Genomic DNA, 23,398 nt, shown 5'->3' on the forward strand with positions numbered 1-23,398 from the left:
AGGATAAATGTAGGATGAATAAACAGTCCGCTAAATTAGATGCATATGATGGATTTTTGGGAATAAACTTAGCTTGTGGCGGTAAATTATGTAATGCAAGGGGTTGGATTAATGCTGATCATAATCCTTCTAATAAAAGTGTTCAGAGAATAGATTTAAGAAAACGCATTCCATATCAAGATAACACCTTTGATGTGGTGTATCACTCCCAGTTTATTGAGCATCTTCCCTACGAGAAAGGACTAGAGTTTTTAAAGGAATGCTTTCGAATATTAAAGCCTAACGGCGTTATCAGAGTTGTAACCCCAGATCTTCAAAATCAAACAAAAGAATATTTGGAGAATTTGCAGGCACTATTAGCTAACCCGAGGGATGAAGTGATTAGCGAAAAGTATTACTGGATTCGACTGGAAATGCTTGATCAGCTAACAAGACATACACCTGGCGGTGAAATGATTAAATTTCTTAATAGCCCCTCCGTTAAATTACATGATTATTTGCGAGAAAGGTTAGGAAGAAGTGCAGAAATGATGCTAGGTGCTCAACCTATTAATGAAGTAAATAAATTAAAGAGGAATCTAAAGCTGTATAAAGGAAAAACAAGAAGAACTATTTCCAGACTCATCCCAAGAGCATTTAGCGTTGGTAAATTTAGGTTAAGTGGAGAGACACATTTATGCATTTATGATAGATTTTTATTATCTAAAGCACTCTGCTATTCCGGCTTTAGCGATATTACCCATGTATCTGCTAATGAAAGTCGAATTCCAAATTGGGAGAAAACCTTGTTAGATTCGGATATAAATGGCTCTCCAGACTGTCAAAAATCTTTATTCATGGAAGCAACAAAACAATAAAAGTGCATTTGAGCTTGGTAAAGAAAGATGTACAACATTTTTCCTTGAGCATTCAAAAAAGGTAAATCGGTACAATCAACACATAATCATTTATAGAAATAATAATGACTTTTATACATTTTACAACGGAACTTAGTGGTGGTGCGGGTGAGTTTGTCAGAAATATACATTTAGCAATGCAAGCCCAGTCTATACCCTCACTTGTTATTACTCGGGACCGGAGTAACTTGAATAATATAATTACAATAAAAAGGCCATCAAGGTTGGCTCGATTATTCAGAAATAAGCTTCTTCACTTACTGAATAAATTAAATATGCTTGATAGCAGCTATGCTATGTTTGGATTAGAAAGAGCTCCGGTTAAAGCCAGAGCAATTAATAGCGCTCTCAAACACTACTCTCCTAAAGCTTTCATTTTTTATTGGATTTCATATTTTATAAACTACAAGTCCATTTCTGAGCTCAAACAATTATACCCAGATACTCTTATTGTGTTCATATGTCTTGATGAAGCATTCATAGCAGGTGGATGCCACTATACTTCTGGTTGTCTTGGATATCAAAACAGCTGTCAATACTGCCCGTCAACCCAGCTCCCCCTAATAAGAAAAATGGTTTCACGTGCTTTTTTGCAACGTCAACATTTTATAACACTAATAAACCCGATTGTATTTTATCCATCAAAAAGACTGCTGGAGATGGGGGGAAAATCTAATATCTTGAAGGGATTAACATCAAAAGCTATTCCACTAGGGGCTATTTCTTTGGAAAATAAAAAGAAAATTGGTAATAAACGTTTGAATTATTTAATGAATAAAAGTCAAAAAACCTCGTTGACATTGCTAATTAGATCAAGCAGAGAGCATCGTAAGGGGTGTGATCTGTTTTTAAATGCGCTCAAAATATTACATGATAAATTTCCTAAATTAAGACAGCACTTGCGAGTCATTTCAATCGGAGACAATTTTATAAATCTCGCAAATATTGATAGATTTGTTAACCATCAATACAAAGGATATGTGGATAGAAAAACATTAATGTGTATTTATTCTGAAGTTGATGCGCTCCTTGTTACATCAAGGGAAGATGCTGGTCCAATCATGATAAATGAGAGTATAGCATTGGGTGTTTTTGTTATATCCACGCCTGTTGGGGTTTCTGAAGACTTAATAGTAACTAACCACAATGGAATAGTTACTGAAGATATAAGTGCTGAAGCAATAAGTGAGGCTTTATTTTTATTATTGCAAATGTATGCTGAAGAAACTTGGAAACAACATGCTGTACAGTTGGTAAAGAAAGATAAAATGCAGCTGACGTTTGAAGGATATATTGAGAGCTTGGTGACTTTGATTTGAATAATCTTCAAATTATGGTCTTATTTTGCATGGTAAGTATGGCTAATAAACCTAATTAAATGAAAAAGGGTTGTAAATTGATTGTACAAGTTAGGAAAAAAAAAGCATTTCTCATCAGCCAATTTTTGGGCGTGTTATTGATATTATCGATCATTTTTATTCAAGAGGGATTTTCATATTATTTTTCTTTTCAGACTCTAGCTCTGATCCTCTTGTTAGGTATTAGTATTTATTATTTACAGTCTATAAAAATTAAACGTTATTTTTTTATAGTGTTTCCAACTTTTATTTTTTTTATAGTGATATCTGCTAATTTATCATCAGAAGTTATATCTCGTGGGTCTTCGAATATATTCTTAACCTCGATGGGAATTTTGTTTTATGCTGCAATTATGATGATACTTCCTCAATTAAAACTACGAAAAGAACCGGCTGTATTGTATATGATAAAGTCCGTATCATCTAAAACAATTTGGTTGATATTTGGTTCTTTGGTTGTATCGGAAACAGGTTTATTTGCCGCATTTAATCGAGAGGCATTTTTTGAAAAAAATTATAGATTGATTACCAACTATACTAATGCTGAAGCAATTGCAACTCATGAAAGGCTTAATTTTTTACTTGGAGAATCCCCAAGAGTTTGTTTGTTCTATGGAGAACCTAGTTTTTTAGCCATTGTAATATTTGCATGTGTGGGTAGCTATCTAGTTGCATCTAAAACTCAGTATCTACTAAGAGATTTAGGAACATACAAAAAATTGGAATCCATTTTAAATGTTCAAAAAATAATTTTAATAATAAGTATATTCTGTTTGTTATATATAAAATCGTTAAGTTCAATTCTTTACGCCTTTGTAATTATTTATTATTGCTTTTTTAAAGGGATACTCGCCAATATTAAATTATGGAAATCAATTTTATTTTTATCCTTTATTGTTGTTATCTTTATTATGTTTAGTTATGAGTATCTTTTCCACCGCCTCACTTTAGAGGAGGATCTGAGTTTAATCCAACGGTTTGGCTTTCTTTATGATGTAAGTTTTAGTGATTTGATGTTTGGTATAAAAAATGTAAGTAAAATTCCAGTTGTAGGTATACAAAATGGATTATTTTATATTGTAGCAATATCTGGATTTGGGGGGATACTTTTTCTTATTTCATTTTTTAGTCCAGCTTTAAAACTAGCCTCTAAAATACAGCTATCTGGGTTTATTACTTTATTAATGTTGGCAATTATTATGCAAAATGGTGGGGTTTTTTCTCCTAACAAGTTAGTCCTATTTATGTTAGTTCTACTACCACTAGCCTGCACGCGAGCTATAGCCTCTAACAATCATAACGTTGCGGATATGGGGCGTTACTAATGCCAGATAACAATAAATTTCTTTGGTTAGAAGGTATCTTTAATGAGGCCACAGTTAGACGCTTTAAATCGATTAGTCCAGCTTCTAATTTTTGGCAAACAGGGTTTGTTCAGGCCCTTTGTAAGCTCGACAATCAAGTAAATATTTTAGGATTTCCTTATGAGCGCGTATGGCCTTTTGGGAAGTTTCTGGTGCGTAATAGACAAGCCGAGTTGCAAAATAATTTTGTTGGTGAAGTGGTTGGTTATATTAATTTACCCTTTATAAAAGTCGAGCTTCAATACCAAAATTTGAAAAAAAGAGCTAAAAAGATTTTAACAATAGACAAGGAATGGCCGGACTATTTAATAGTTTTTTCATGCTTAGAGAAAAGCACAGATGAAACTCCAGCGATAAGACTGGCAAAAAAAATTCGAGAAAGTCTTGGGATACCTTGGATATGTATTATTGCAGATGGAGCGGTTCCTCCAGGTGCTGATGGATATGTTATCCTTCCATGGTCGGTGTATAACAATTCAAATTTTTCTGTTCCGACATTGCATTTGGATGGAGGGATTTCTGATGAGCTATATACTACATATAATCAGGCATTATCTAATAAAGCTCCAACACAGAATAAGGTACTAATGTATATGGGGTCGTTAATGGAGCATAGTGGGGCCTTACAATTAGCTCAAGCATTTCAAAAAATAAATGACAGCGAAGCTAAATTATGTATCTGTGGAAGAGGTAATAATAAAGAGCTCACCCAAATAGCTCAACAGGATAAACGAATATTGTTAAAAGGGTTTGTTGAGGAAAACCAACTAAATAAATTGGCGCATGAAGCATATGCTTTTATAAATCCTCGCCCATTATCATTTCAGCCGAATCAGTTTAATTATCCCTCGAAATTATTGCATTATCTTTCTTATGGTAAGCCGGTGATTTCTACCTTAACAGCGGGAGTTAGTCCTGAGTATTCAAATATTATAATTAATGTGCCTGATGAGTCAGGTGAGAGTTTGAGGAGGGGAATAGAAAGATTACTGACCATGGAAAGTATTGAATACAGTCAGATGGTTGAAAAGATTAACATATTTAATCAGACACACACATGGTCGTATCAAATAAATCGATTTATTTCTTGGCTAAATACTAATTTTCACTAATTATTTACCATGTCAGTATTAAGCTTTGATGTTAAGGGCAGTTGGTTAGAATTTACTTCCACTTATTGTATTTTTCGAATACAAGTTTGAATGTGATTTTTTTTACGGTATCTAATTGTAAATTTTTTTTTGATATGGATGCAAATATGTTGAAGCTTAATAGAATTCGGTGGGCATTAAGGAAGTTTAACTTACCTATAGATAAAAATAGTTTAGTCCTTGATGTGGGATCAGGTGCTACTCCTTATCCTCGTGCAGATGTTTTGCTTGATAGATTAACTGGTGCAGAACACCGGTGTGGGGAGCCAATGATGATTGATAGGCCAGCAGTATTTGGGAATGCATCAAAGATGCCGTTTAGAGATAAGGCTTTCGATTTTGTTATTGCTTCACACGTGCTTGAGCATATGTCAAAACCAGAGGAATTTATCAAAGAGTTACAAAGAGTTGCTAAAGCAGGATATATTGAAACCCCAAATGCTATATTTGAACGATTTTATCCGTATGATATTCATTGCTTAGAGATCCTTGATAAAGATGGGGTGCTTTATATACACAAAAAGAAAGGGCCTGTAGAAGATAGTTTTCTAGGAACCAAGAAGATGCTTGAAGGGAAAACAAAATGGGCCAAATATATGTATGATTCTCCGCATATGTTTCATACTCGCTACTATTGGAATGATGAAATCAAGTATAAGATTTCTAATCCTGAAGTATCTTCTGATTGGATTGAGCAAATAAATATTCAAAGTAAGGAAGGTGATATAAAAAAAAGTCACATTTCAACCATTCTAAGTTGGCGAACGTTAGGGTTAGAAATATTAAAAAAATATTATAATATTTCTCGCTCAAAGAGATTAAAAGAGTTTAATCTCTTATCTATATTAGTTTGCCCAGAATGCCATGGTAACTTAACCGATGAAAATCAACGTTTAGACTGTAAGCAATGTGATATTAGCTTTTCTCACATTAATGGCATACCAAATTTTTCTTGAACGATGAAAATACCTTTTAATAAACCCTATCTAACTGGTAGAGAAATTCATTACATTGCAGATGCGCATAGCCGGGGTCAGTTAGCTGGCGATGGGCACTATACTAAAATGTGTAATCACTGGCTTGAAAAAAATACCAACTGTAAAAAGGCGCTGTTAACACATTCCTGTACAGCTGCTTTAGAGATGTGCGCCATATTGGTTGATTTAAAGCCAGGAGATGAGGTTATTATGCCATCTTATACATTTGTCTCCACCGCTAATGCATTTGTCATGAGAGGCGCTGTACCGGTCTTTGTTGATATCCGACCAGATACATTAAATATTAATGAAAAATTAATTGAAAATGCTATCACCCATAAAACGAAAGCTATAGTACCTGTCCACTATGCAGGTGTTGCTTGTGAAATGGATACAATAATGGCTATAGCTGATAAGTATAACTTGTTGGTAATTGAGGATGCAGCGCAGGGTGTGATGTCCAGTTATAAAGGGCGTCCCTTGGGAAGTATCGGGCATCTTGGTTGCTATTCATTTCATGAAACCAAAAATATTATTTCTGGTGAGGGAGGTGCATTAATAATTAATGATCTTTCTTTATCGGAACGAGCCGAGGTGATACGAGAAAAAGGAACTAACCGTAGCAAATTTTTTCGTGGACAAGTCGATAAATATACTTGGGTTGATATTGGCTCATCCTACTTGCCAGGCGAGATAATTGCAGCATTTCTTTGGGCTCAAATTCAGGAAGCAGAAGACATAACTGAAACTAGAGCTAATTTGTGGTTGAGGTATCATGAAGCCTTTGAAAAGAGTGAGCAGGATAGGCTCGTCATTAGGCCGACAATTCCAGATGCTTGTCAACATAATGCTCACATGTATTATCTATTATTAAGATCATTAGAAGAACGTTCTGAATTTATCCGTTGGATGAAAGAAAAGGATATCCAATGCGTCTTTCACTACGTGCCTTTACACAAAACAAAACAAGGTTATAAGTGTGGTCGCTTTGTTGGAGACCTGCCAGTAACTAAGGATTTTTCAAACCGACTGGTTCGATTGCCATTATGGGTAGGTCTAGAAGAGTCTCTAGATATTGTGATTGGAGAAGTATTAAATTTTTTTCAATGAGCTTGTATTAATTTATTGAGAGCCTTGGCAAATAACAATAGGTAAGCGTGTCTTAAATTCTATAATTAGATAGTTGAAGCAATTAAGTAAGTTTTTTTAATAACTAGATAATTGTAAATTTCATAAGTTAAATGAATTTTATTATGACAGAATCAGAAAATAAAAACGGAGGCAAAAAACAATTTTTTTCTTTATTTATTGACTTAGAACCAACCCCGTATAAAACAGACGCATGGAACACGTTTGCTGCGTCAAGCGAGTTGGATTTATTTGTCATTTATACAGAAAGAAAAAACTGGTCTCCAGATGGAGGGCACAATTATTTAAAATGGCCTACAAAAAAATTCAAGAACCTTATACTGAACGGTAGAGGTTTTTGGGGTCAAATTCAGGCAATTATTGTTGTCGTGAGGCATATTTTTAGTAAGAAACCCGATATGGTCTATATCGCTGGATATAATAAACCAGTAACCAGTATAGCAATCATTTATTCTATTTTTAGAAGACAAAAGTTTGTGATTTGTACTGATGTGTTTAATGTTGATTTGCCTCGAGGAAAGTTTTCCTATTTAAAGTTGGCATTTCGTTCTTTATTAAGAAAGCTAGTGTTTACCTACAGCGTTGGAGTTCTTGTTTGTGGTGCACGTGGGATAGAGTCCGCTGTGTTAGCAGGATGTCCGAAGGAAAAAATTATAGATTTTCCATATTCTGTTGATGTTGAGCGGCTGAAAAGTGATGAGCCAGAATCCATTCCAGTTGAATGCTTCAATGACAAAAAACAAAATAAAAAAATTATATTCTTCAGTGGGAGGATGATTCAAAGAAAAGGTCTATCAACGCTTTTAGATGCACTTGCACAGCTAAAACAAAATAATACTTGGGTGCTTTGGATCGAAGGTGATGGTCCTTTAATTAATGACTATAAGTTGCAAGCCAGTGAGCTTGATATATCTGAGAAAATTAGATTTTTGGGTTTTTGTCAATATGATTTGCATAGTTGGTTAATTCGGGAGGCTGATATTGTGGTAGTACCCTCATTAGAAGATCCTTGGGGTATTGTTGTTGATGAGGGCATTCAGCTTGAAAAAGTAGTGGTAGTAAGTGATGCAGTTGGATCAGGGCGTGATCGAATTATAGACGGGCAAAATGGTTATCTCTTTCCGGCAGGTAATTCTTCTGTTTTATATGACTTGCTTAATAAATTAACAAAAGGAGCCGATCCTAAAGATTTTGGTAATCAAGCTACAAAAGTTAAATTAAAAACGGTTACTCCCAAAGATAATTTGAGTAAATTTTTACAGTTATTAAAAACAGATGCTATGAAAGTATAGTTCTATATGGGCATATAAAACTGTATAACGCATTTTCAATACGTGTGGGCTAACTATGGATTTAATTGATAATATTAATTACTCTGCATCTAACGATATCATTTGTCTAGATTCGAGACTAGTACCTTGGGATACGTTGGTATTTGGCTTCCCTGTTGCTGAAATAGCTTCTTTAACAATAAAAAATCCGATGTTGGCCCAAGAGCAATTTAATTTATTCAAGCAATGGGTAAATGATAATGGGTTCAAGCTGATATCGTCGAGGCTACCAGATGGCCAGATGGTTGAGTCGATGTTTTTACAAAGAAACAATTTTCGTTTTGTGGAGATGGTTTGCCAACCTTATCTTCGCGACTTGCAAAGCTACGAAATACTCGCGTCGGAAATGGCGGTTGATGTTGTGGAAGAGACTGAATTAAGCTTAATTATTAATATGGCGGAGAAAGCGTTTGAATATGAGCGTTATCATGTTGATCCACGATGTGAGTCTTATCTTGCAGATTTAAGATATGCTAACTGGGTTAAAAGTAGTTTTAATAGTTCGAACCAAACGTTGTTAAAGGTGTTTCTAAAAAGTGAAATTATAGGTTTCTTTATCATTGAATATAAAGATAAAAGTTCTGTTTATTGGCATTTAACCGCTGTCAACCCATTATTTCGCAAGAAAAGAATTGGTTATGAGGTCTGGATGACAATGTTAAACTATCATAAATGTCACAGTATAAAGACAGTTCTTACTACTATCTCCATGAGAAACTTGCCCGTTTTGAATCTGTACACAAAATTAGGATTTAGATTCACGAACTCATCAATCACTCATCATTGGCATAAGTTAGATGATTAATTATAGTGGTTTTCTATAGAGCATAATAACAATGTTATTGATTTTCTTAATATAGGTAAATAATGCCTAACTTAATGTTTAAAATTAAGCGATCAATCTTTAGTAAAGGAACGAACTAATGATATTAGTGACCGGGGGCGCAGGTTTTATTGGTAGTAATTTTATATATGAATGGTTATCTAATTATGCATCCCCAATTGTGAATGTTGATAAATTGACCTACGCAAGCAATCTTCAAAACCTTGAGGTATGGGAAAATCACAAAGCATACAATTTTATTCATGGAGATATTGGTGATTCGGATTTGATTAAATCTACCCTTGACACATTTAAACCACTACATGTAGTAAATTTTGCAGCTGAAACCCATGTTGATCGTTCTATTTCATCTCCAGAAGAGTTTATTCAGACAAATATAGTAGGTACATCACGCTTACTAGAATCGGTTAGAAGATACTGGGATAATTTAGAAAAACAAAAAAAGGAGCAGTTTCGTTTTCTGCATGTTTCAACCGATGAAGTTTATGGGGCATTAGAGAAACACTCCCCTCCATTCGCTGAAACAAATAGGTATCAGCCTAATAGTCCATACTCAGCATCAAAGGCTGCTTCAGATCATCTTGTACGTGCTTATTACCAGACTTATGGATTGCCCGCTCTTACAACGAATTGCTCAAATAATTATGGCCCATTTCAATATCCTGAAAAACTAATTCCTCTTGTCATAGTCAATGCACTTTTAGGTAAATCATTGGCAATATATGGTGATGGGCAGCAAATACGAGATTGGTTGTATGTTAAAGATCATTGCCGTGCACTTTGTCGTGTCTTGGAGTCAGGGGTTGTTGGTGAAGTATATAATATCGGTGGGCTTAATGAGAAAACAAACCTTGATGTTGTTCAAACGATTTGCTGTATCCTAGATGAATTGCGACCGCGAGATGATGGTAAATCTTATAAAGAACAAATTACTTTTGTAAAAGATAGATTGGGGCATGATCGTCGTTATGCTATTAATGCAGATAAAATTGAACAAGTATTAGGTTGGAAACCTCAAGAATCTTTTGATACAGGCATTTGTAAAACAGTACAGTGGTATTTAAATAATGAGCTGTGGTTGAAGGAAACGATCAATAAGAATTCGCTAGTAACTTGAGCGAGAATTCAATTATGGATAGAAAAATTCTATTAACTGGAAAAAATGGACAAGTTGGGTTTGAACTTCAACGTGCTTTAAAGCCTTTAGGAGAAGTGATCGCTGTGGGCTCTAAAGATTGCGATTTTGCAAATTCAAATGCTGTCAAAAATTTAATACGCCAATTAAAGCCAGATATAATTATTAATCCAGCCGCATATACAGCAGTTGATGATGCAGAAATCAATAAACAATTAGCATTTTCAATAAATGCTGATGCACTTCGTGTTTTAGGATTAGAATCTGAAAAAATAGGCGCGTGCGTTATTCATTTTTCTACTGATTATGTTTTTGATGGAACTAAACAAGATCCTTATGTTGAGCAAGATAAACCCAATCCACTCAATATATATGGCCTTTCTAAATTGGAAGGCGAAGAAGCTTTGCTTTCTAGTTGTTCGACTAGTTTGATTCTTCGAACTAGCTGGGTATTTGGGGTTCATGGTTCAAATTTTGCGAAAAAAATTTTGAGTTTGGCTCAGCAAAGAGAAAAACTTTATCTTGTAGCCAATCAAGTGGGATCTCCAACATCTGCTTGCTTACTTGCTGACGTAACCGCGCATCTATTGAAAAGCTATCTAGATTTTGGAAAAGAAAATTTTCCGTTCGGCTTGTATCATGTTGTTTCTGAGGGATACACTAGCTGGTATGAGTATGGAAAATTTGTTGTTGAAGAAGGCCTAAAATCAGGTAAAAAATTAACTCTTCAGCCAAGTTGTATATTACCGATTAGCTCTCATGAATACCCTACAAAAGCAACTAGGCCTGCTAATTCCAGGCTTAATACACAACATTTTAAGAATACTTTCAAATTCGATTTGCCTTGCTGGCAGGATAGTCTTAGTCATGTTTTAAAGCAAATATTATGAGGGTTAAGATGACGCAGCTGAAACGTAAGGGAATAATTTTGGCGGGTGGCACGGGATCTAGACTATATCCTGTTACGGCTGTTGTTTCAAAGCAATTAATGCCCGTTTATGATAAACCTATGATTTATTATTCGTTAAGTACACTCATGTTGGCAGGTATCAGAGATATTCTTTTAATATCAACACCGAACGATACACCAAAATTTTCGGATCTTCTCGGTAATGGTGAGCAGTGGGGCATAAATATACAGTATGCTGTACAGCCTTACCCAGAAGGTTTGGCTCAATCTTTTATAATAGGAAAGGATTTTATTATTGACCACTCTAGTGCATTAATCCTTGGTGACAATCTTTTTTATGGCCATAATTTAAGCGAAAAGCTTATGCAAGCGTCGAGTCAATCGAATGGAGCGACTGTATTTGCTTATCATGTCAATGATCCAGAACGATATGGTGTGGTGGAATTTGACGATAAAAACCGTGCAGTTTCTATTGAAGAAAAGCCCCAATTTCCCAAAAGCAGTTATGCTGTGACTGGTCTTTATTTTTATGATGAAAATGTTTCCCATATTGCTGCAGATGTAAAGTTTTCTGCTCGTGGTGAGTTGGAGATAACAGATGTAAACAAAGCATATCTTGATATGGGGTTATTAAGTGTTGAATTATTAGGTAGAGGGTATGCCTGGTTGGATACTGGCACTTATGATAGTTTGTTAGAAGCTGCTAGTTTCATATCAACCATTCAAAAGCGCCAAGGTTTAATAGTTGCATGCCCGGAGGAAATTGCTTATTCAAGTGGGTGGATTGATTCAGAGGAACTTCAAAAAGTAGCGGAGTCCTTTAAGCAAAATAGCTATGGGCAATATCTTCTTAATTTATTGGAATGAGTATTAGTAAATGGCATATAAAGTTTTTTCAACTGATTTACCAGAAGTGCTTGTACTAGAGCCTAATGTTATTGAAGATGAAAGAGGATTTTTTCTTGAGAGTTTTAACAGTATAGCATTTAGCCAAGCAACAGGCATAGAAATTCAATTTTTACAAGATAATCATAGTCGGTCTAGCCAGAATGTTTTACGTGGATTGCATTATCAAATTCAACATAGCCAAGGAAAACTGGTCCGTGTTGTACAAGGCGCTGTTTTTGATGTGGCAGTCGACTTGCGAAAAGATTCAGAATATTTTGGTAAGTGGTCTGGGGTTGTTTTGTCAGAAGCAAATAAACGACAACTATGGATCCCCCCAGGTTTTGCGCATGGATTTGTTGTGATATCAGAAAGAGCAGATTTGTTGTATAAGACCACCGACTATTGGTACCCAAAGCATGAGCGCTGTCTGATTTGGAATGATCCATCTGTTAATATTGATTGGCCTTTGAAAGGGACACCTAAGCTTGCAGAAAAAGATGCAGCAGGTAAATTGCTTACGGAGGCGGATCTTTTTTAGATACTGATTGAATTTTTTATGCCTAGACTTCGTATATTAATTTTAATTAGTTATTATTTGCCTGGTTATAAGGCGGGTGGGCCTTTGCGCACAATATCTAATTTAGTTGAAAAATTAGGCGATGATTTTAATTTTTATATTATTACTCAAGACAGAGATATATCTGATGGTAAGCCATATGAAAATATTATAGCTAATGATTGGCAAAAAGTGGGTAAAGCTAAGGTTTTGTATTTAAGTAAAGAATCAATTTCATTCAGGAATTTATGCAAGACAATTAATAATACTTCTTATGATATTCTTTATTTAAATAGTTATTTCGACTTAAATTTTTCATTTAAAATAATGTTAGCTAGATTTTTTAAGTTGATACCGCCTTCCCCCCTTATTATTGCTCCTAGAGGTGAGCTTGCCAAAGACGCTTTACAATTGAAATGGCTAAAGAAAAAAATATTTTCTATTTTAACTTATTATATGGGGATATATAAAAATGTTATTTGGCATGCTTCATCGGAATATGAAAGCAAAGATATTATGAATAATAAATTTATCACTGCTAAAAGAATCCATATTGCAAGTGATATATCTGATAATAAATTTTTTGATGAAAATATACATAAAAATAGCTGGGCGTGTAGCTCTACGCTACGTATCGTTTTTCTCTCAAGAGTTTGTCCTATAAAAAATCTGACTTATGCATTAAATACTCTCAAGAGAGTAAGTGTCAAAGTTACCTTTGATATTTATGGACCAATTGAAGACTATGCCTATTGGAAGGACTGTTTGGCACTCATCAATTTAATGCCTAAACATATCTGTGTTACTTACTATGGTAGTATCCCTTATGAAAATGTTCTTTCTACATTGGCAGAATATGATTTATTTTTTTTGCCTACAAAAGGTGAGAATTATGGTCATGTCATAGCTGAATCTTTAATAGCGGGCACTCCTGTTTTGATAAGTAATAGAACACCATGGAAAGATTTATATTTCGAGGAGTATGGTTGGGATTATCCGCTTGATAATATTGAAAATTTTATTGATTGTATTGAGAATTACTCAGTAGAAACACTAGAAAATAAGCAACATAAAAGAAGAGTTATTCAAAAGAATATAGAAAAAAAGCTGCGAAGTGGCGAAATTACTGTTGCAAATAAGAAGTTATTTTGGGACTCATTGAATTACTGAAGTAGCACTTCTTTTGACAGGCTAGTCAAACCCTAGTAGTTTTACCTAAATCTACTGAAAAAATAACGCTTACATTTTTTTAATTATATCCAGTCTATCGGGCTTGTATCAGTATTTTGAAATGCTGCAAATGGAAGTTAAGACCAATAGCAATTTAGTGGAAGAATATATGAATGGATCTCATTTTATATTGAAACCATCACGATTTCTAAGCCCAAAAAAGGATATGGTTTTTAGGCGAATTTTTGGAGCTAATCCTGAGCTTATTTTAAGTATTATCAATAATATATTGCCATTTAAAATCCCTATCTTTAGCATAGACTATATCTCAGAAAATCAAATTCCACATTTTAATATTCAAAATCATTCCTCTGTTCATATTAGATGTGTTGATATGATGGAAAAAGTGCTGTTTGTTTCTTTATATTTTATTAGGAGGTCTGTTCCTAGCGATTGCATTGCTTCTAATAAGCCACTTGCTGCTTATCTTAAAAAGTATTTAAAAAATATCAATGAGACTCCTCTATACCCCCATTATACGCTATTCATATGGGATGCTATCTTATTTGATAATATAACTGACTGGTTTCACTATGGGGGTCTTGTAGAAAGCATCAAACCTGAAATAGAGCCGTCTCAACATGAGCTTTATGTTATAGAATTAGAAAAATTCAACCTTAATCATCAAGTGGATAAGGTTCATGTAAGTATGGGGGAGCTGTGGTTGCGTTTTTTTAATGAGATCCATGAGGACACATACGAGTTCCCACCACTTTATATGAATGAACCCGTTTTCTTACAGGCTATGAGTTTAGCTCAAGAGCTAAATTTTTATGATGATTTAGCAGAAGCGACAAATTATCAATCAAATGCAAATAGTATCCAAATCAATTCTATTCAAAAACACCTGGATGAAGCTAAAATAAAAGGCCAGCTAGAAGGTGAAAAAAAAGCTCGGATGGTGATAGCAAAAAAAATGGTAGCAGAAAGTATCGATCCTAATATGATCTCTCAGTTAACAGGATTAAGTCATTTAGAAATAGATTCACTCACCCATAAACTAGCTTACTGCGCTGACTCGTTGATATGAAAGCTGCAAATATAATTGAAGACGGTCGTGGGCATTTTACTCAAAATAGTTCGTCAAACGTTTTCAAATCCTGTTGTGATTGGCAGTAAAGAATATAAGCTTTATCCAAGGATTAGAGTTTTTTATACAGATGGCAGATGAGTTGAGGGAACGCATTGGTTATCTCAAATTTGTCATAGAGAGAATGATTGAAAATCAACGCTCATATTACCAAAAATTATTACCCATGATCGCAGGAAAAATCAATAATAGCCTGAAGAGATTTAAATTGTTATAACCCTTTGATTAATAAAATAGAGAGACTGCCTTATGAGTACAGTGATTTTAGGGATTAATGCCTATCATGGCGACGCCAGTGCTTGTGTTGTAATTGACGGAGAATTGAAGGCTGCTGTTGAAGAAGAACGGTTTAGGCGAATAAAACATTGGGCGGGATTTCCCAAGTATGCAATTGAATATTGTTTAAGTGATGTTAACTGTAACTTAGAAGATGTTGATTACATCGCGATTAATCGAAAGCCTAATGCAAACCTTCATAAAAAAGCATTGTTTGCATTTTCAAAAAAACCCAGTCTAAATTTGATTAAAGAACGCTTGGCAAATGTTTCAAAAGTTAAGGATGTGCTCCAGGAGTTAAGTGAGGCTTTTGCAATACCCGCAGAAAAAATGAAAGCAAAAATGTGTAATATAGAACATCACCGAGCGCATTTAGGCAGTAGTTTTTATGTGTCGCCTTATGATAAAGCGGCTTTAGTATCTGTTGATGGGTTTGGGGATTTCGTGAGTACTATGTGGGGATATGGTGAAGGTCAAACTATATTTGTTCGTGATCAAATTTATTTCCCCCATTCATTGGGCATGTTTTATTTAGCGTTAACGCAGTATTTAGGATTTGATAAATACGGTGATGAGTACAAAGTCATGGGGCTTTCACCATATGGCAAGCCTTCTGAAATGGATAAAATGCGGGAAATAGTGCAGTTAGAAGCGAACGGTAAATTTCAATTAAACTTGGACTATTTTAATCATCATTCTGTTGGCGTGGTCAATATATGGGATAATTCAGAGCCTAAAATTGGTCAAGTCTTTTCCTCTAATTTGGAGGAGTTGTTGGGGCCGAAACGAAGTTCATCAGAGCCATTAACCGACTATCATAAAAATATAGCCGCGTCAGTTCAAACGATGTATGAAGAAGCTTTTTTCTCAATTTTAAATCATGTGCAAAAAGAGACAGAGGCATCTAAGCTTTGTTTAGCTGGCGGGTGCGCAATGAATTCTGTTGCTAATGGTAAAATTCTTGAACGTACAAACTACGACGGCTTTTATATCCAACCTGCCGCAGGAGATGCAGGGGGGGCTATAGGTGCCGCTTATTCTGTTTGGCATGAGCAATTAAAAAAGCCTAGACAGTTTATTATGAATCATGCTTATTGGGGGCCGGAATATTCTGAAGATGTTTATCATCAACTGATTGTCGATCAGAAAACATCCCTGGAGTCTGAAGATTGTCAAGTTACGTTATATGACAAAGAAGAGGAGCTTTGCGCGGCGGTTGCTAAATTTATATCAGAAGGGGAAGTGATTGGCTGGTTTCAAGGGAGAATGGAGTGGGGCGCTCGTGCACTTGGAAATCGAAGCATTTTAGCTGATCCGAGAAGAGCTGATATGAAAGATATCTTGAATCTCAAAATTAAAAGAAGAGAGTCATTTAGACCGTTTGCTCCTTCAATCTTAAGAGAAGAAACCAATAAGTGGTTTGAGACGGATTATGATGTACCATTCATGTTAAAAGTATTTCAAATCAAAGAAGATAAACGTTGCGAAATTCCAGCAGTTACACACGTTAATGGGTCTGGTCGCTTGCAAACGGTAACAAAGGAATCAAATGCACGCTATTATCAGTTAATTAAATCATTTTATGATTTATCAGATGTACCTATGTTGTTAAATACATCCTTTAATGAAAATGAACCTGTTGTTTGCAAGCCAAAGGAAGCAATGGATTGTTTTTTGAGAACTAAAATGGATGTGTTGGTATTAGGAAATTATGTCATTAGAAGACAAAATAATACCTGATTAGACCTAAGTCCTAATGCTCAATTTTTTTAAGGTATACTCAGAAGTGAATTTAAAGTTTTCAATTATAGTCGCCACTTACAATAGCCAAAGCAATATTAAAACTTGCCTACAATCTATTTTGAAACAAACACACCAACAGATTGAGTTAGTTATTATTGATGGAGGTTCTACTGATGGGACTCTTCAAGAGATACAATGCTCTGGTATTAAGCCCGATATATTAGTATCCGAGCCGGATAATGGCATTTATGATGCTTTGAATAAAGGACTTTCTAAAGCAACTGGGGATGTTATAGGCTTTGTCCACTCAGATGATTTTTTGACATCTACTGATGTATTAGCATCAATTAGTGAGTGTTTTCTAGAACAAAAGGTGGATGGTGTATATGGTGATTTACAATACGTGCATCGGGATAATACCAACTTAATTGTTCGCCACTGGAAAAGTAGGCCATTCAATACCTCTTTATTAAAAAGAGGCTGGATGCCTGCTCATCCTACACTATATTTGCGTCGTGGTGTTTACGAAAAACATGGTCGATTTGATATGTCACTGCGAATTGCTGCTGATTATGACTTTATTGTTAGAGTCATGTCTGATAACGAGCTTGCTTTTGCTTATCTATCCAAAGTCCTCGTGAAGATGCGTTTAGGTGGTGCTAGTAACCGAAATTTTAAGAATTTAGTTCAAAAAAGCAAAGAAGATTATTATGTTTTGCGCAAAAATAAAGTAGGTGGACTCTATACGTTGCTTTGTAAAAATTTATTAAAATTACCCCAATTTATATTGAGGTAAATTAAATCATAAGGGATAGACTATCAATGAAAACGGCGCTGATTACTGGAATTACCGGTCAAGATGGTTCATATCTTGCTGAATTATTATTAGAAAAAGGTTATCAAGTTCATGGTATAAAAAGGCGCTCTTCCTTATTTAATACAGATCGGGTGGATCATATTTATGAAGACCCGCACGTGAATAATCAGCAATTCATCCTTCATTATGGCGACTTAACAGATTCGACCAATATCATACGAATTTTAAAAGAGGTACAGCCAGATGAGGTGTATAATTTAGGCGCACAATCTCATGTGGCAGTTAGTTTTGAGTCACCTGAATACACCGCAGATGTAGATGCCTTAGGCTCACTTCGTATTTTAGAAGCGATTCGCCTCCTAGGGTTGGAGAAAAAAACACGGTTTTATCAGGCCTCAACATCTGAATTGTATGGATTGGTTCAAGAAACGCCGCAATCGGAAACAACCCCATTTTATCCACGCTCTCCTTATGCAGTTGCCAAACTATACGCTTATTGGATAACGGTGAATTATCGTGAAGCCTATGGTATGTATGCTTGTAACGGCATTTTATTTAACCATGAGTCACCTCGGCGAGGTGAGACATTCGTAACTCGTAAAATTACAAGAGGTATGTCCAATATTGCCCAAGGCTTAGAAAAATGCCTCTACCTGGGCAACCTAGATGCTTTGAGAGACTGGGGTCATGCTAAAGATTATGTTCGGATGCAGTGGCTTATGTTACAACAAGAAAAGGCAGAAGATTTCGTGATAGCTACCGGTCAACAATATTCCGTTCGGCAATTTGTTGTTTGGTCTGCTGCTTGCCTTGGTATTACACTTGAATTTCATGGCAACGGGGTTAGGGAATATGGCATCGTAGCCTATGTTGAAGGTAAGCTCGCTCCAGGAGTTAAGAAAGGTGACGTGATTGTTAAAGTAGATCCTCGATATTTTCGCCCCGCAGAAGTGGAATCTTTGCTAGGAGATCCGACAAAAGCGGAGAAAACTCTTGGCTGGAAGCCTGAAATATCTACCCAAGAGATGTGTGCAGAAATGGTAGCAGAGGATTTAAAAGTAGCACAACGACACGCTTTTTTGAAAGAACACGGCCACTTAGTTCCGCTTACGGTTGAATATTAAATATGGATATGAGAACAATTTTTGTTGCAGGCCATCAAGGTATGGTAGGCCAAGCTATTTTAAGACAGCTTGAAAAAGAACAAGGCATAAAAGTACTGACAGCAACTCGCCAAGAGCTGGACTTGACAAGACAGTCCGAAGTTCTTGACTATTTTACTCATCATCGCATTGATCAGGTTTATTTAGCAGCCGCTAAAGTGGGAGGGATTCACGCGAATAATGTATATCCAGCTCAATTTATATATGACAATTTGATGATACAAGCGAATATCATTCATGCCTCGTATTTGACAAAGGTACAAGAATTATTATTTTTAGGGTCTTCTTGCATCTATCCAAAGCATGCAGCGCAACCAATTACTGAATCTTCTTTATTAACTGGTCACTTGGAACCGACGAATGAGCCTTATGCTATTGCTAAAATAGCAGGAATTAAAATGTGCGAAAGCTATAATCGTCAATATGGGTGTGATTATCGCAGTGTGATGCCAACGAATCTTTATGGCCCAAATGATAATTTTCATCCAGAAAATAGCCATGTAATTCCTGCTTTATTACGCAGACTTCATGAAGCAGCTCAGCAAATGGCTGAACAAGTTAAGATATGGGGGAGTGGTGCACCTAGAAGGGAATTTTTACATGTAGATGATTTAGCACAAGCATGTGTTTATATCATGAAGTTAGATAAGCATGTTTATGCAGCTAGTACCCAACCTATGCAATCACATATTAATATTGGTTCAGGTCAAGACTGTACAATCAAAGAGCTTGCAGAAAAGATTGCATCGGTTGTTGGCTTTAAAGGTCAGTTAGTTTTTGATACAACCCAACCTGACGGGACCCCACGTAAGTTGTTGGATGTATCTTGTCTCCGTGGATTAGGCTGGGAAGCAAATATTAATTTAGATGATGGACTTCGCTCTACCTATGATTGGTTTTTAACACATAATGAAAAGAGAGTTTAGAGGTAACTCCTATAGGAATAATACCAGCATACCTAACAGAAGCTAGAGGACATTTTGAGCGTCAATTTCCAACCTTTATAAAAAATAAACTCGCAGCAGAGTTCAGGTAGCAAAAAAAACAGATCATAACAGGGAGGTATAAATGCAATACTATGCAGTTTATGTAGTAGAGATAGCTAAAATCATGCTTATAACTGGGTGTGGTATTTTTATTCTTACCCCATTAGCCAGGGTATTAAATTTAATGGATTATCCTGGTGGTCGAAAAGCACATCTGAAAGCAACGCCTCTAATTGGAGGGATTGCGATTTTTTTTGGGTTGGTGTTAAGTGTTTATTATCTTCCTATCTCAAAAGAACTTTATCATCACGTCTTATTGGGTTCTTTCATCCTACTTTTAATTGGTGCTGTGGATGATCGTTTCGATATCAGACCTAGATTAAGGTTGGTGATTCAAATAAGTGCTATTTTTTACATGATTTTAGCAGGTAAATTCTGCCTGAATTATGTGGGAGAAATTTTCTATTTTACAGATATCTATTTACATAAAATCTCAATACCACTGACACTCATTCTAACGCTTGGATTTATCAATGCAATTAATATGCTCGATGGTCAAGATGGCTTAGCTGGAGGAGTCGTTTTAACAGAATCACTTTTGCTCTTTGCCGTGAGTTATTATTTGGGTCAAACGCAATTGGCATTATTATTGTTAACCTTTATTGGACTATTAGCGGTATTTCTTCTTTTTAATATGCCATTACCTTGGCGCCATCGAGCTAGTGTTTTCTTAGGCGATTCGGGCAGTAACTTCATGGCATTTTTTATTGCTTGGTGCGTTATTTATTTATCCCAAATTGAATCTCAAATTATAAAACCGATAACCTTGATTTGGATTGTCGCTTTTCCTTTTTTTGATATGACCAGTGCTTGTTTAATTAGAACAAAGCAAAAGCGCTCCTGGGCAGATCCTGGCCATGATCATATTCATCATTTATTGCGGAAGTTTAATATACCCGTATTCTGGTCAACTTTCTTATTAAGTGGATTATCCTTAGGGTATGGCCTTCTAGGAGTTCTATTTGCATGGGGTCAGGTCTCAGAAGGATTACAGTCTTATCTCTATCTTGTTTGTTTTGCCAGCTATCTTTTATTTACAAACTGGTTAAGTCGTGAGCATAGAAATATTCAATCCTCGTTTAACTCAAGCATCGATTTTATTTCGAAGTAATTTTTTAGTGTGCTGATATGAAAATTTTAATTTTAACTTTTTATTATCCCTCTTGATTTAAGAGCTGGTTCTTTTTTGGAGTGCCAATATTATGAAATCCTTGGCCCAAGATATAGTTAATCTTGCTCAATAAAAATGAATGAGCAATCGAGTACAAGAGGTAATATGAAGTTAAGGATGTGTGTTGTTTGGATATGTGGATTAACTCTACTTTTCTCTTCACTCGCTTTTTCAGGTCCATTTTTATATGTAAACCCTTATGACGCAACCGATAGCATGGCTATTAAAAATGATATTGATTTGCTTGCAGATTATGGATTAATTTCAGCTCCCGTCTTAACTTGGCCGCTTCCTTGGAAAAGTATTGGTTCTTCTTTATTAAGTACGGAGTCTGAATTAACGGTTAAAGAAGCTCCGAGTTTTGTTCAATTGGCTTATTTTCGTGTATTAGCTCGATACAAAAAGGCATTGTCCAGGGCTTGGTCTCCTGGGGTATTTATTAGCGGTGGGTCGAAACTTAATCCCTTTCGTACGTTTCAATGGCAGCCTCGTAGTGATTTTGAAGTTGGGGGCTCACTGGAAAAACAAAATCAACGAATCGCTGCTAACTTAGCCGTTAATTACGGAAAATACGCCGATGTTACAGGGGATGTTCATTTAGATAGCTCATATTTTTACCTATTTCTTGGCAATTGGGGGATTGGTGTCGATAAAATGAGTCGTTGGTGGGGGCCGGGATTTACAGATAGTATGATTTTATCAGCCAATGCGCCGCCTTTGCCGACCCTTACTTTACAAAGAATGGGGGCTGACGCATTTGAAACCAAATGGTTAAGTTGGTTGGGGCCATGGTTATTCACCACTTCTTTATCGGTGGGAGGAGATGATGTTCCTATTGCTCACCCTTTAATTTGGCTAACGAATGTTTCTTTGCGTCCTTTGCAAAGTTTACAACTCAGTTTCTCGAGGGTTTCTTTTTTTGCTGGTGAGACTAGGCCGCTTAATCAACGCATGCTCTGGAATTTGATAAAGGTTGATAATAATTGTAATAGTCTTACCCAAGGCCAAGAATATTGTAATAAGTACAGTCCTGGCACAGAACACTGGGAATTTACAATGGACTGGAATTTAAATAAAACGTTTAATTTCCCAGCTAATCTATATCTTCAGACAATTTTTAATGATCGTGTTCCCTATTCTTATGCACCTTGGTTATATCGCAGTGGCTTTAATCCTCCCATACCAGGTCGGACTGCATTTTTAGCAGGGAGCAATATCTGGTTTCCGCTGAAAAAAGCGCTAGTACGGCTGTATGGTGAGTTTGAATACACATTTCAGCATGTCTATTATTTTTGGGGACCTATGGTGCCGCAAATTTATGGCTATAGTAAGTATCCTTATGTTTATTATGGTAAAAATATCGGAAGTTCCTTAGGTGATGAAGCCATGGGATATTCGCTCGGTGGGATTATTAATGAAAGCAATGGTACTAGTGATACCTTTTTAATTCGATATATTAAATTGTATTATTTTTATTACCAAAACCCAGTTGAAGAATATTTGCGCGATAAGGTATTATGGGTTTCTTTGGGGAAAACCTTTCCTTTGCCTAATCAATTTGGCCAGGTTTCTACGCAGTTAGGTTATCTTAGTAATCTTAAGGGGGTGCGTTATAAATCCTCGACCTCAGGGTTTTTAGTATGGAGTAAGAAATTTTAGACGGAAATTTTTGCACCATCCATCAAGTGAGCCGAAGGATGGTGCAAGTAGTTGGATTGATTAATCAAACAAGCCTCTGCTGAGTGATAATATAGAAGCGTGATGTTCGTCAGGTTGGTGCGCTTCATTAAATGCTCTAAACATACCCGCCGCTTCTCGCGCAGAAATATTATGTGTGTATACTGGTTTAGGCCAGGCTTCAATACGTTTTACAGCTAAACTGTGCGCGGTTGGGTTATGAATGGCATCACCCCAATCACCTCTGCGGGCCCAGTATTGCATAGTGCTTGGAAGTTTATGGTAATCTTTCAGTTTTGTTTGTTGTGCCATGCATTCAATAACTTCTGGGGATTGTGAATCACTGTGCTCCCGTGTGAATTTACCTCGAAAGTAATCCACTTCGACCAGATTGATTCTTTCTATCAGTACTTTCATGATTTCATCAAAAGCAGTTTTATCTTCTTCGGTAGGCGTGATTGTTTCAATCTGTGCAAAAAATTGATTGATACAATGAACAAAAAATTCCATGGATTCATCGGTTGCGCATCCGTTGTTCGCGCGAAGTTGAGTGAGGTCCATTTCTAGTAGTTGGTTTAAAGGTTCAAATGAAAGCATGATAATTCCAAAAATAAGTAATGTAGATA

At 35.8% G+C, this 23,398-nt stretch carries 21 protein-coding genes; 20 read left to right on the forward strand and 1 reads right to left on the reverse strand.

Going from position 1 to position 23,398, the window contains the following annotated elements; all coding sequences use genetic code 11:
• Window positions 1–14 precede the first annotated feature (14 nt).
• From E1O41_RS05090 to E1O41_RS05185, 20 genes are all read left to right on the forward strand, one after another.
• On the forward strand, window positions 15–857 hold the full coding sequence (locus E1O41_RS05090) for a class I SAM-dependent methyltransferase (RefSeq protein ID WP_131776231.1): 843 nt from the start codon (window positions 15–17) through the stop codon (window positions 855–857).
• A gap of 104 nt (window positions 858–961) precedes the next feature.
• Complete coding sequence (locus tag E1O41_RS05095) at window positions 962–2,215, forward strand: glycosyltransferase (protein WP_131776232.1); 1,254 nt, start codon at window positions 962–964, stop codon at window positions 2,213–2,215.
• Window positions 2,216–2,292: 77 nt separating this feature from the next.
• Window positions 2,293–3,579 (forward strand): hypothetical protein, encoded by a 1,287-nt coding sequence (locus tag E1O41_RS05100; RefSeq protein ID WP_131776233.1) that lies wholly within the window; start codon window positions 2,293–2,295, stop codon window positions 3,577–3,579.
• Entirely contained in the window at window positions 3,579–4,730 is a 1,152-nt protein-coding gene (locus E1O41_RS05105) for a glycosyltransferase family 4 protein (protein ID WP_131776234.1), read from the forward strand. Before E1O41_RS05100 ends, E1O41_RS05105 begins: the two co-directional genes overlap by 1 nt.
• Before the next feature lie 146 nt (window positions 4,731–4,876).
• On the forward strand, window positions 4,877–5,725 hold the full coding sequence (locus E1O41_RS05110) for a methyltransferase domain-containing protein (RefSeq protein WP_165481110.1): 849 nt from the start codon (window positions 4,877–4,879) through the stop codon (window positions 5,723–5,725).
• Between the two features lie 3 nt (window positions 5,726–5,728).
• The gene (gene rffA / locus E1O41_RS05115) at window positions 5,729–6,856 is read left to right on the forward strand and encodes a dTDP-4-amino-4,6-dideoxygalactose transaminase (protein ID WP_131776236.1); all 1,128 of its coding nucleotides are present in this window, start codon (window positions 5,729–5,731) and stop codon (window positions 6,854–6,856) included.
• Window positions 6,857–6,999: 143 nt separating this feature from the next.
• Complete coding sequence (locus tag E1O41_RS05120; protein ID WP_165481111.1) at window positions 7,000–8,187, forward strand: glycosyltransferase family 4 protein; 1,188 nt, start codon at window positions 7,000–7,002, stop codon at window positions 8,185–8,187.
• A 55-nt stretch (window positions 8,188–8,242) separates the two neighbouring features.
• Window positions 8,243–9,031 carry a GNAT family N-acetyltransferase gene (locus tag E1O41_RS05125; protein ID WP_131776238.1) on the forward strand — a complete coding sequence of 263 codons (789 nt, stop codon included), beginning with the start codon at window positions 8,243–8,245 and terminating at the stop codon, window positions 9,029–9,031.
• A 118-nt stretch (window positions 9,032–9,149) separates the two neighbouring features.
• A complete protein-coding gene (gene rfbB, locus E1O41_RS05130) occupies window positions 9,150–10,187 on the forward strand; it encodes a dTDP-glucose 4,6-dehydratase (protein ID WP_131776239.1) in 1,038 nt (345 codons plus the stop codon).
• A gap of 14 nt (window positions 10,188–10,201) precedes the next feature.
• The gene (gene rfbD, locus E1O41_RS05135) at window positions 10,202–11,095 is read left to right on the forward strand and encodes a dTDP-4-dehydrorhamnose reductase (protein WP_131776240.1); all 894 of its coding nucleotides are present in this window, start codon (window positions 10,202–10,204) and stop codon (window positions 11,093–11,095) included.
• Window positions 11,096–11,103: 8 nt separating this feature from the next.
• The gene (gene rfbA / locus E1O41_RS05140; protein ID WP_207384507.1) at window positions 11,104–11,982 is read left to right on the forward strand and encodes a glucose-1-phosphate thymidylyltransferase RfbA; all 879 of its coding nucleotides are present in this window, start codon (window positions 11,104–11,106) and stop codon (window positions 11,980–11,982) included.
• A 10-nt stretch (window positions 11,983–11,992) separates the two neighbouring features.
• Window positions 11,993–12,541: a dTDP-4-dehydrorhamnose 3,5-epimerase gene (rfbC, locus tag E1O41_RS05145; RefSeq protein ID WP_131776241.1), complete on the forward strand. Its 549-nt coding sequence runs from the start codon at window positions 11,993–11,995 to the stop codon at window positions 12,539–12,541.
• 18 nt (window positions 12,542–12,559) lie between these two features.
• Window positions 12,560–13,729: a glycosyltransferase gene (locus E1O41_RS05150; protein ID WP_131776242.1), complete on the forward strand. Its 1,170-nt coding sequence runs from the start codon at window positions 12,560–12,562 to the stop codon at window positions 13,727–13,729.
• 121 nt (window positions 13,730–13,850) lie between these two features.
• A complete protein-coding gene (locus tag E1O41_RS05155) occupies window positions 13,851–14,819 on the forward strand; it encodes a hypothetical protein (RefSeq protein ID WP_131776243.1) in 969 nt (322 codons plus the stop codon).
• 309 nt (window positions 14,820–15,128) lie between these two features.
• On the forward strand, window positions 15,129–16,895 hold the full coding sequence (locus E1O41_RS05160; RefSeq protein ID WP_131776244.1) for a carbamoyltransferase family protein: 1,767 nt from the start codon (window positions 15,129–15,131) through the stop codon (window positions 16,893–16,895).
• A gap of 46 nt (window positions 16,896–16,941) precedes the next feature.
• The gene (locus tag E1O41_RS05165; protein ID WP_207384508.1) at window positions 16,942–17,694 is read left to right on the forward strand and encodes a glycosyltransferase family 2 protein; all 753 of its coding nucleotides are present in this window, start codon (window positions 16,942–16,944) and stop codon (window positions 17,692–17,694) included.
• A gap of 26 nt (window positions 17,695–17,720) precedes the next feature.
• Window positions 17,721–18,839, forward strand: coding sequence for a GDP-mannose 4,6-dehydratase (gene gmd / locus E1O41_RS05170; protein WP_131776246.1), 1,119 nt, complete (start codon window positions 17,721–17,723; stop codon window positions 18,837–18,839).
• 8 nt (window positions 18,840–18,847) lie between these two features.
• The gene (fcl, locus tag E1O41_RS05175; protein ID WP_278040764.1) at window positions 18,848–19,804 is read left to right on the forward strand and encodes a GDP-L-fucose synthase; all 957 of its coding nucleotides are present in this window, start codon (window positions 18,848–18,850) and stop codon (window positions 19,802–19,804) included.
• A 142-nt stretch (window positions 19,805–19,946) separates the two neighbouring features.
• A complete protein-coding gene (locus tag E1O41_RS05180) occupies window positions 19,947–21,035 on the forward strand; it encodes an MraY family glycosyltransferase (RefSeq protein ID WP_131776248.1) in 1,089 nt (362 codons plus the stop codon).
• Between the two features lie 165 nt (window positions 21,036–21,200).
• Window positions 21,201–22,754 (forward strand): capsule assembly Wzi family protein, encoded by a 1,554-nt coding sequence (locus E1O41_RS05185; protein WP_165481112.1) that lies wholly within the window; start codon window positions 21,201–21,203, stop codon window positions 22,752–22,754.
• Window positions 22,755–22,814: 60 nt separating this feature from the next.
• Here E1O41_RS05185 and E1O41_RS05190 read toward each other — a convergent pair whose 3' ends face one another.
• Window positions 22,815–23,369: a hypothetical protein gene (locus E1O41_RS05190; RefSeq protein ID WP_131776250.1), complete on the reverse strand. Its 555-nt coding sequence runs from the start codon at window positions 23,367–23,369 to the stop codon at window positions 22,815–22,817.
• Window positions 23,370–23,398 lie beyond the last annotated feature (29 nt).

This window comes from Legionella impletisoli, from assembly GCF_900639875.1.
Lineage (GTDB): Bacteria > Pseudomonadota > Gammaproteobacteria > Legionellales > Legionellaceae > Legionella_A > Legionella_A impletisoli.

What these genes read in the sequence shown, in the direction of transcription:
- E1O41_RS05090 (WP_131776231.1), top strand. Translation starts at nt 15, where the DNA reads ATGAATAAACAGTCCGCTAAATTAGATGCATATGATGGATTTTTGGGA.
- E1O41_RS05095 (WP_131776232.1), top strand. Translation starts at nt 962, where the DNA reads ATGACTTTTATACATTTTACAACGGAACTTAGTGGTGGTGCGGGTGAG.
- E1O41_RS05105 (WP_131776234.1), top strand. Translation starts at nt 3,579, where the DNA reads ATGCCAGATAACAATAAATTTCTTTGGTTAGAAGGTATCTTTAATGAG.
- E1O41_RS05110 (WP_165481110.1), top strand. Translation starts at nt 4,877, where the DNA reads ATGTTGAAGCTTAATAGAATTCGGTGGGCATTAAGGAAGTTTAACTTA.
- rffA (WP_131776236.1), top strand. Translation starts at nt 5,729, where the DNA reads ATGAAAATACCTTTTAATAAACCCTATCTAACTGGTAGAGAAATTCAT.
- E1O41_RS05120 (WP_165481111.1), top strand. Translation starts at nt 7,000, where the DNA reads ATGACAGAATCAGAAAATAAAAACGGAGGCAAAAAACAATTTTTTTCT.
- E1O41_RS05125 (WP_131776238.1), top strand. Translation starts at nt 8,243, where the DNA reads ATGGATTTAATTGATAATATTAATTACTCTGCATCTAACGATATCATT.
- rfbB (WP_131776239.1), top strand. Translation starts at nt 9,150, where the DNA reads ATGATATTAGTGACCGGGGGCGCAGGTTTTATTGGTAGTAATTTTATA.
- rfbD (WP_131776240.1), top strand. Translation starts at nt 10,202, where the DNA reads ATGGATAGAAAAATTCTATTAACTGGAAAAAATGGACAAGTTGGGTTT.
- rfbA (WP_207384507.1), top strand. Translation starts at nt 11,104, where the DNA reads ATGACGCAGCTGAAACGTAAGGGAATAATTTTGGCGGGTGGCACGGGA.
- rfbC (WP_131776241.1), top strand. Translation starts at nt 11,993, where the DNA reads ATGGCATATAAAGTTTTTTCAACTGATTTACCAGAAGTGCTTGTACTA.
- E1O41_RS05150 (WP_131776242.1), top strand. Translation starts at nt 12,560, where the DNA reads ATGCCTAGACTTCGTATATTAATTTTAATTAGTTATTATTTGCCTGGT.
- E1O41_RS05155 (WP_131776243.1), top strand. Translation starts at nt 13,851, where the DNA reads ATGCTGCAAATGGAAGTTAAGACCAATAGCAATTTAGTGGAAGAATAT.
- E1O41_RS05160 (WP_131776244.1), top strand. Translation starts at nt 15,129, where the DNA reads ATGAGTACAGTGATTTTAGGGATTAATGCCTATCATGGCGACGCCAGT.
- gmd (WP_131776246.1), top strand. Translation starts at nt 17,721, where the DNA reads ATGAAAACGGCGCTGATTACTGGAATTACCGGTCAAGATGGTTCATAT.
- fcl (WP_278040764.1), top strand. Translation starts at nt 18,848, where the DNA reads ATGAGAACAATTTTTGTTGCAGGCCATCAAGGTATGGTAGGCCAAGCT.
- E1O41_RS05180 (WP_131776248.1), top strand. Translation starts at nt 19,947, where the DNA reads ATGCAATACTATGCAGTTTATGTAGTAGAGATAGCTAAAATCATGCTT.
- E1O41_RS05185 (WP_165481112.1), top strand. Translation starts at nt 21,201, where the DNA reads ATGAAGTTAAGGATGTGTGTTGTTTGGATATGTGGATTAACTCTACTT.
- E1O41_RS05190 (WP_131776250.1), bottom strand. Translation starts at nt 23,369, where the DNA reads ATGCTTTCATTTGAACCTTTAAACCAACTACTAGAAATGGACCTCACT.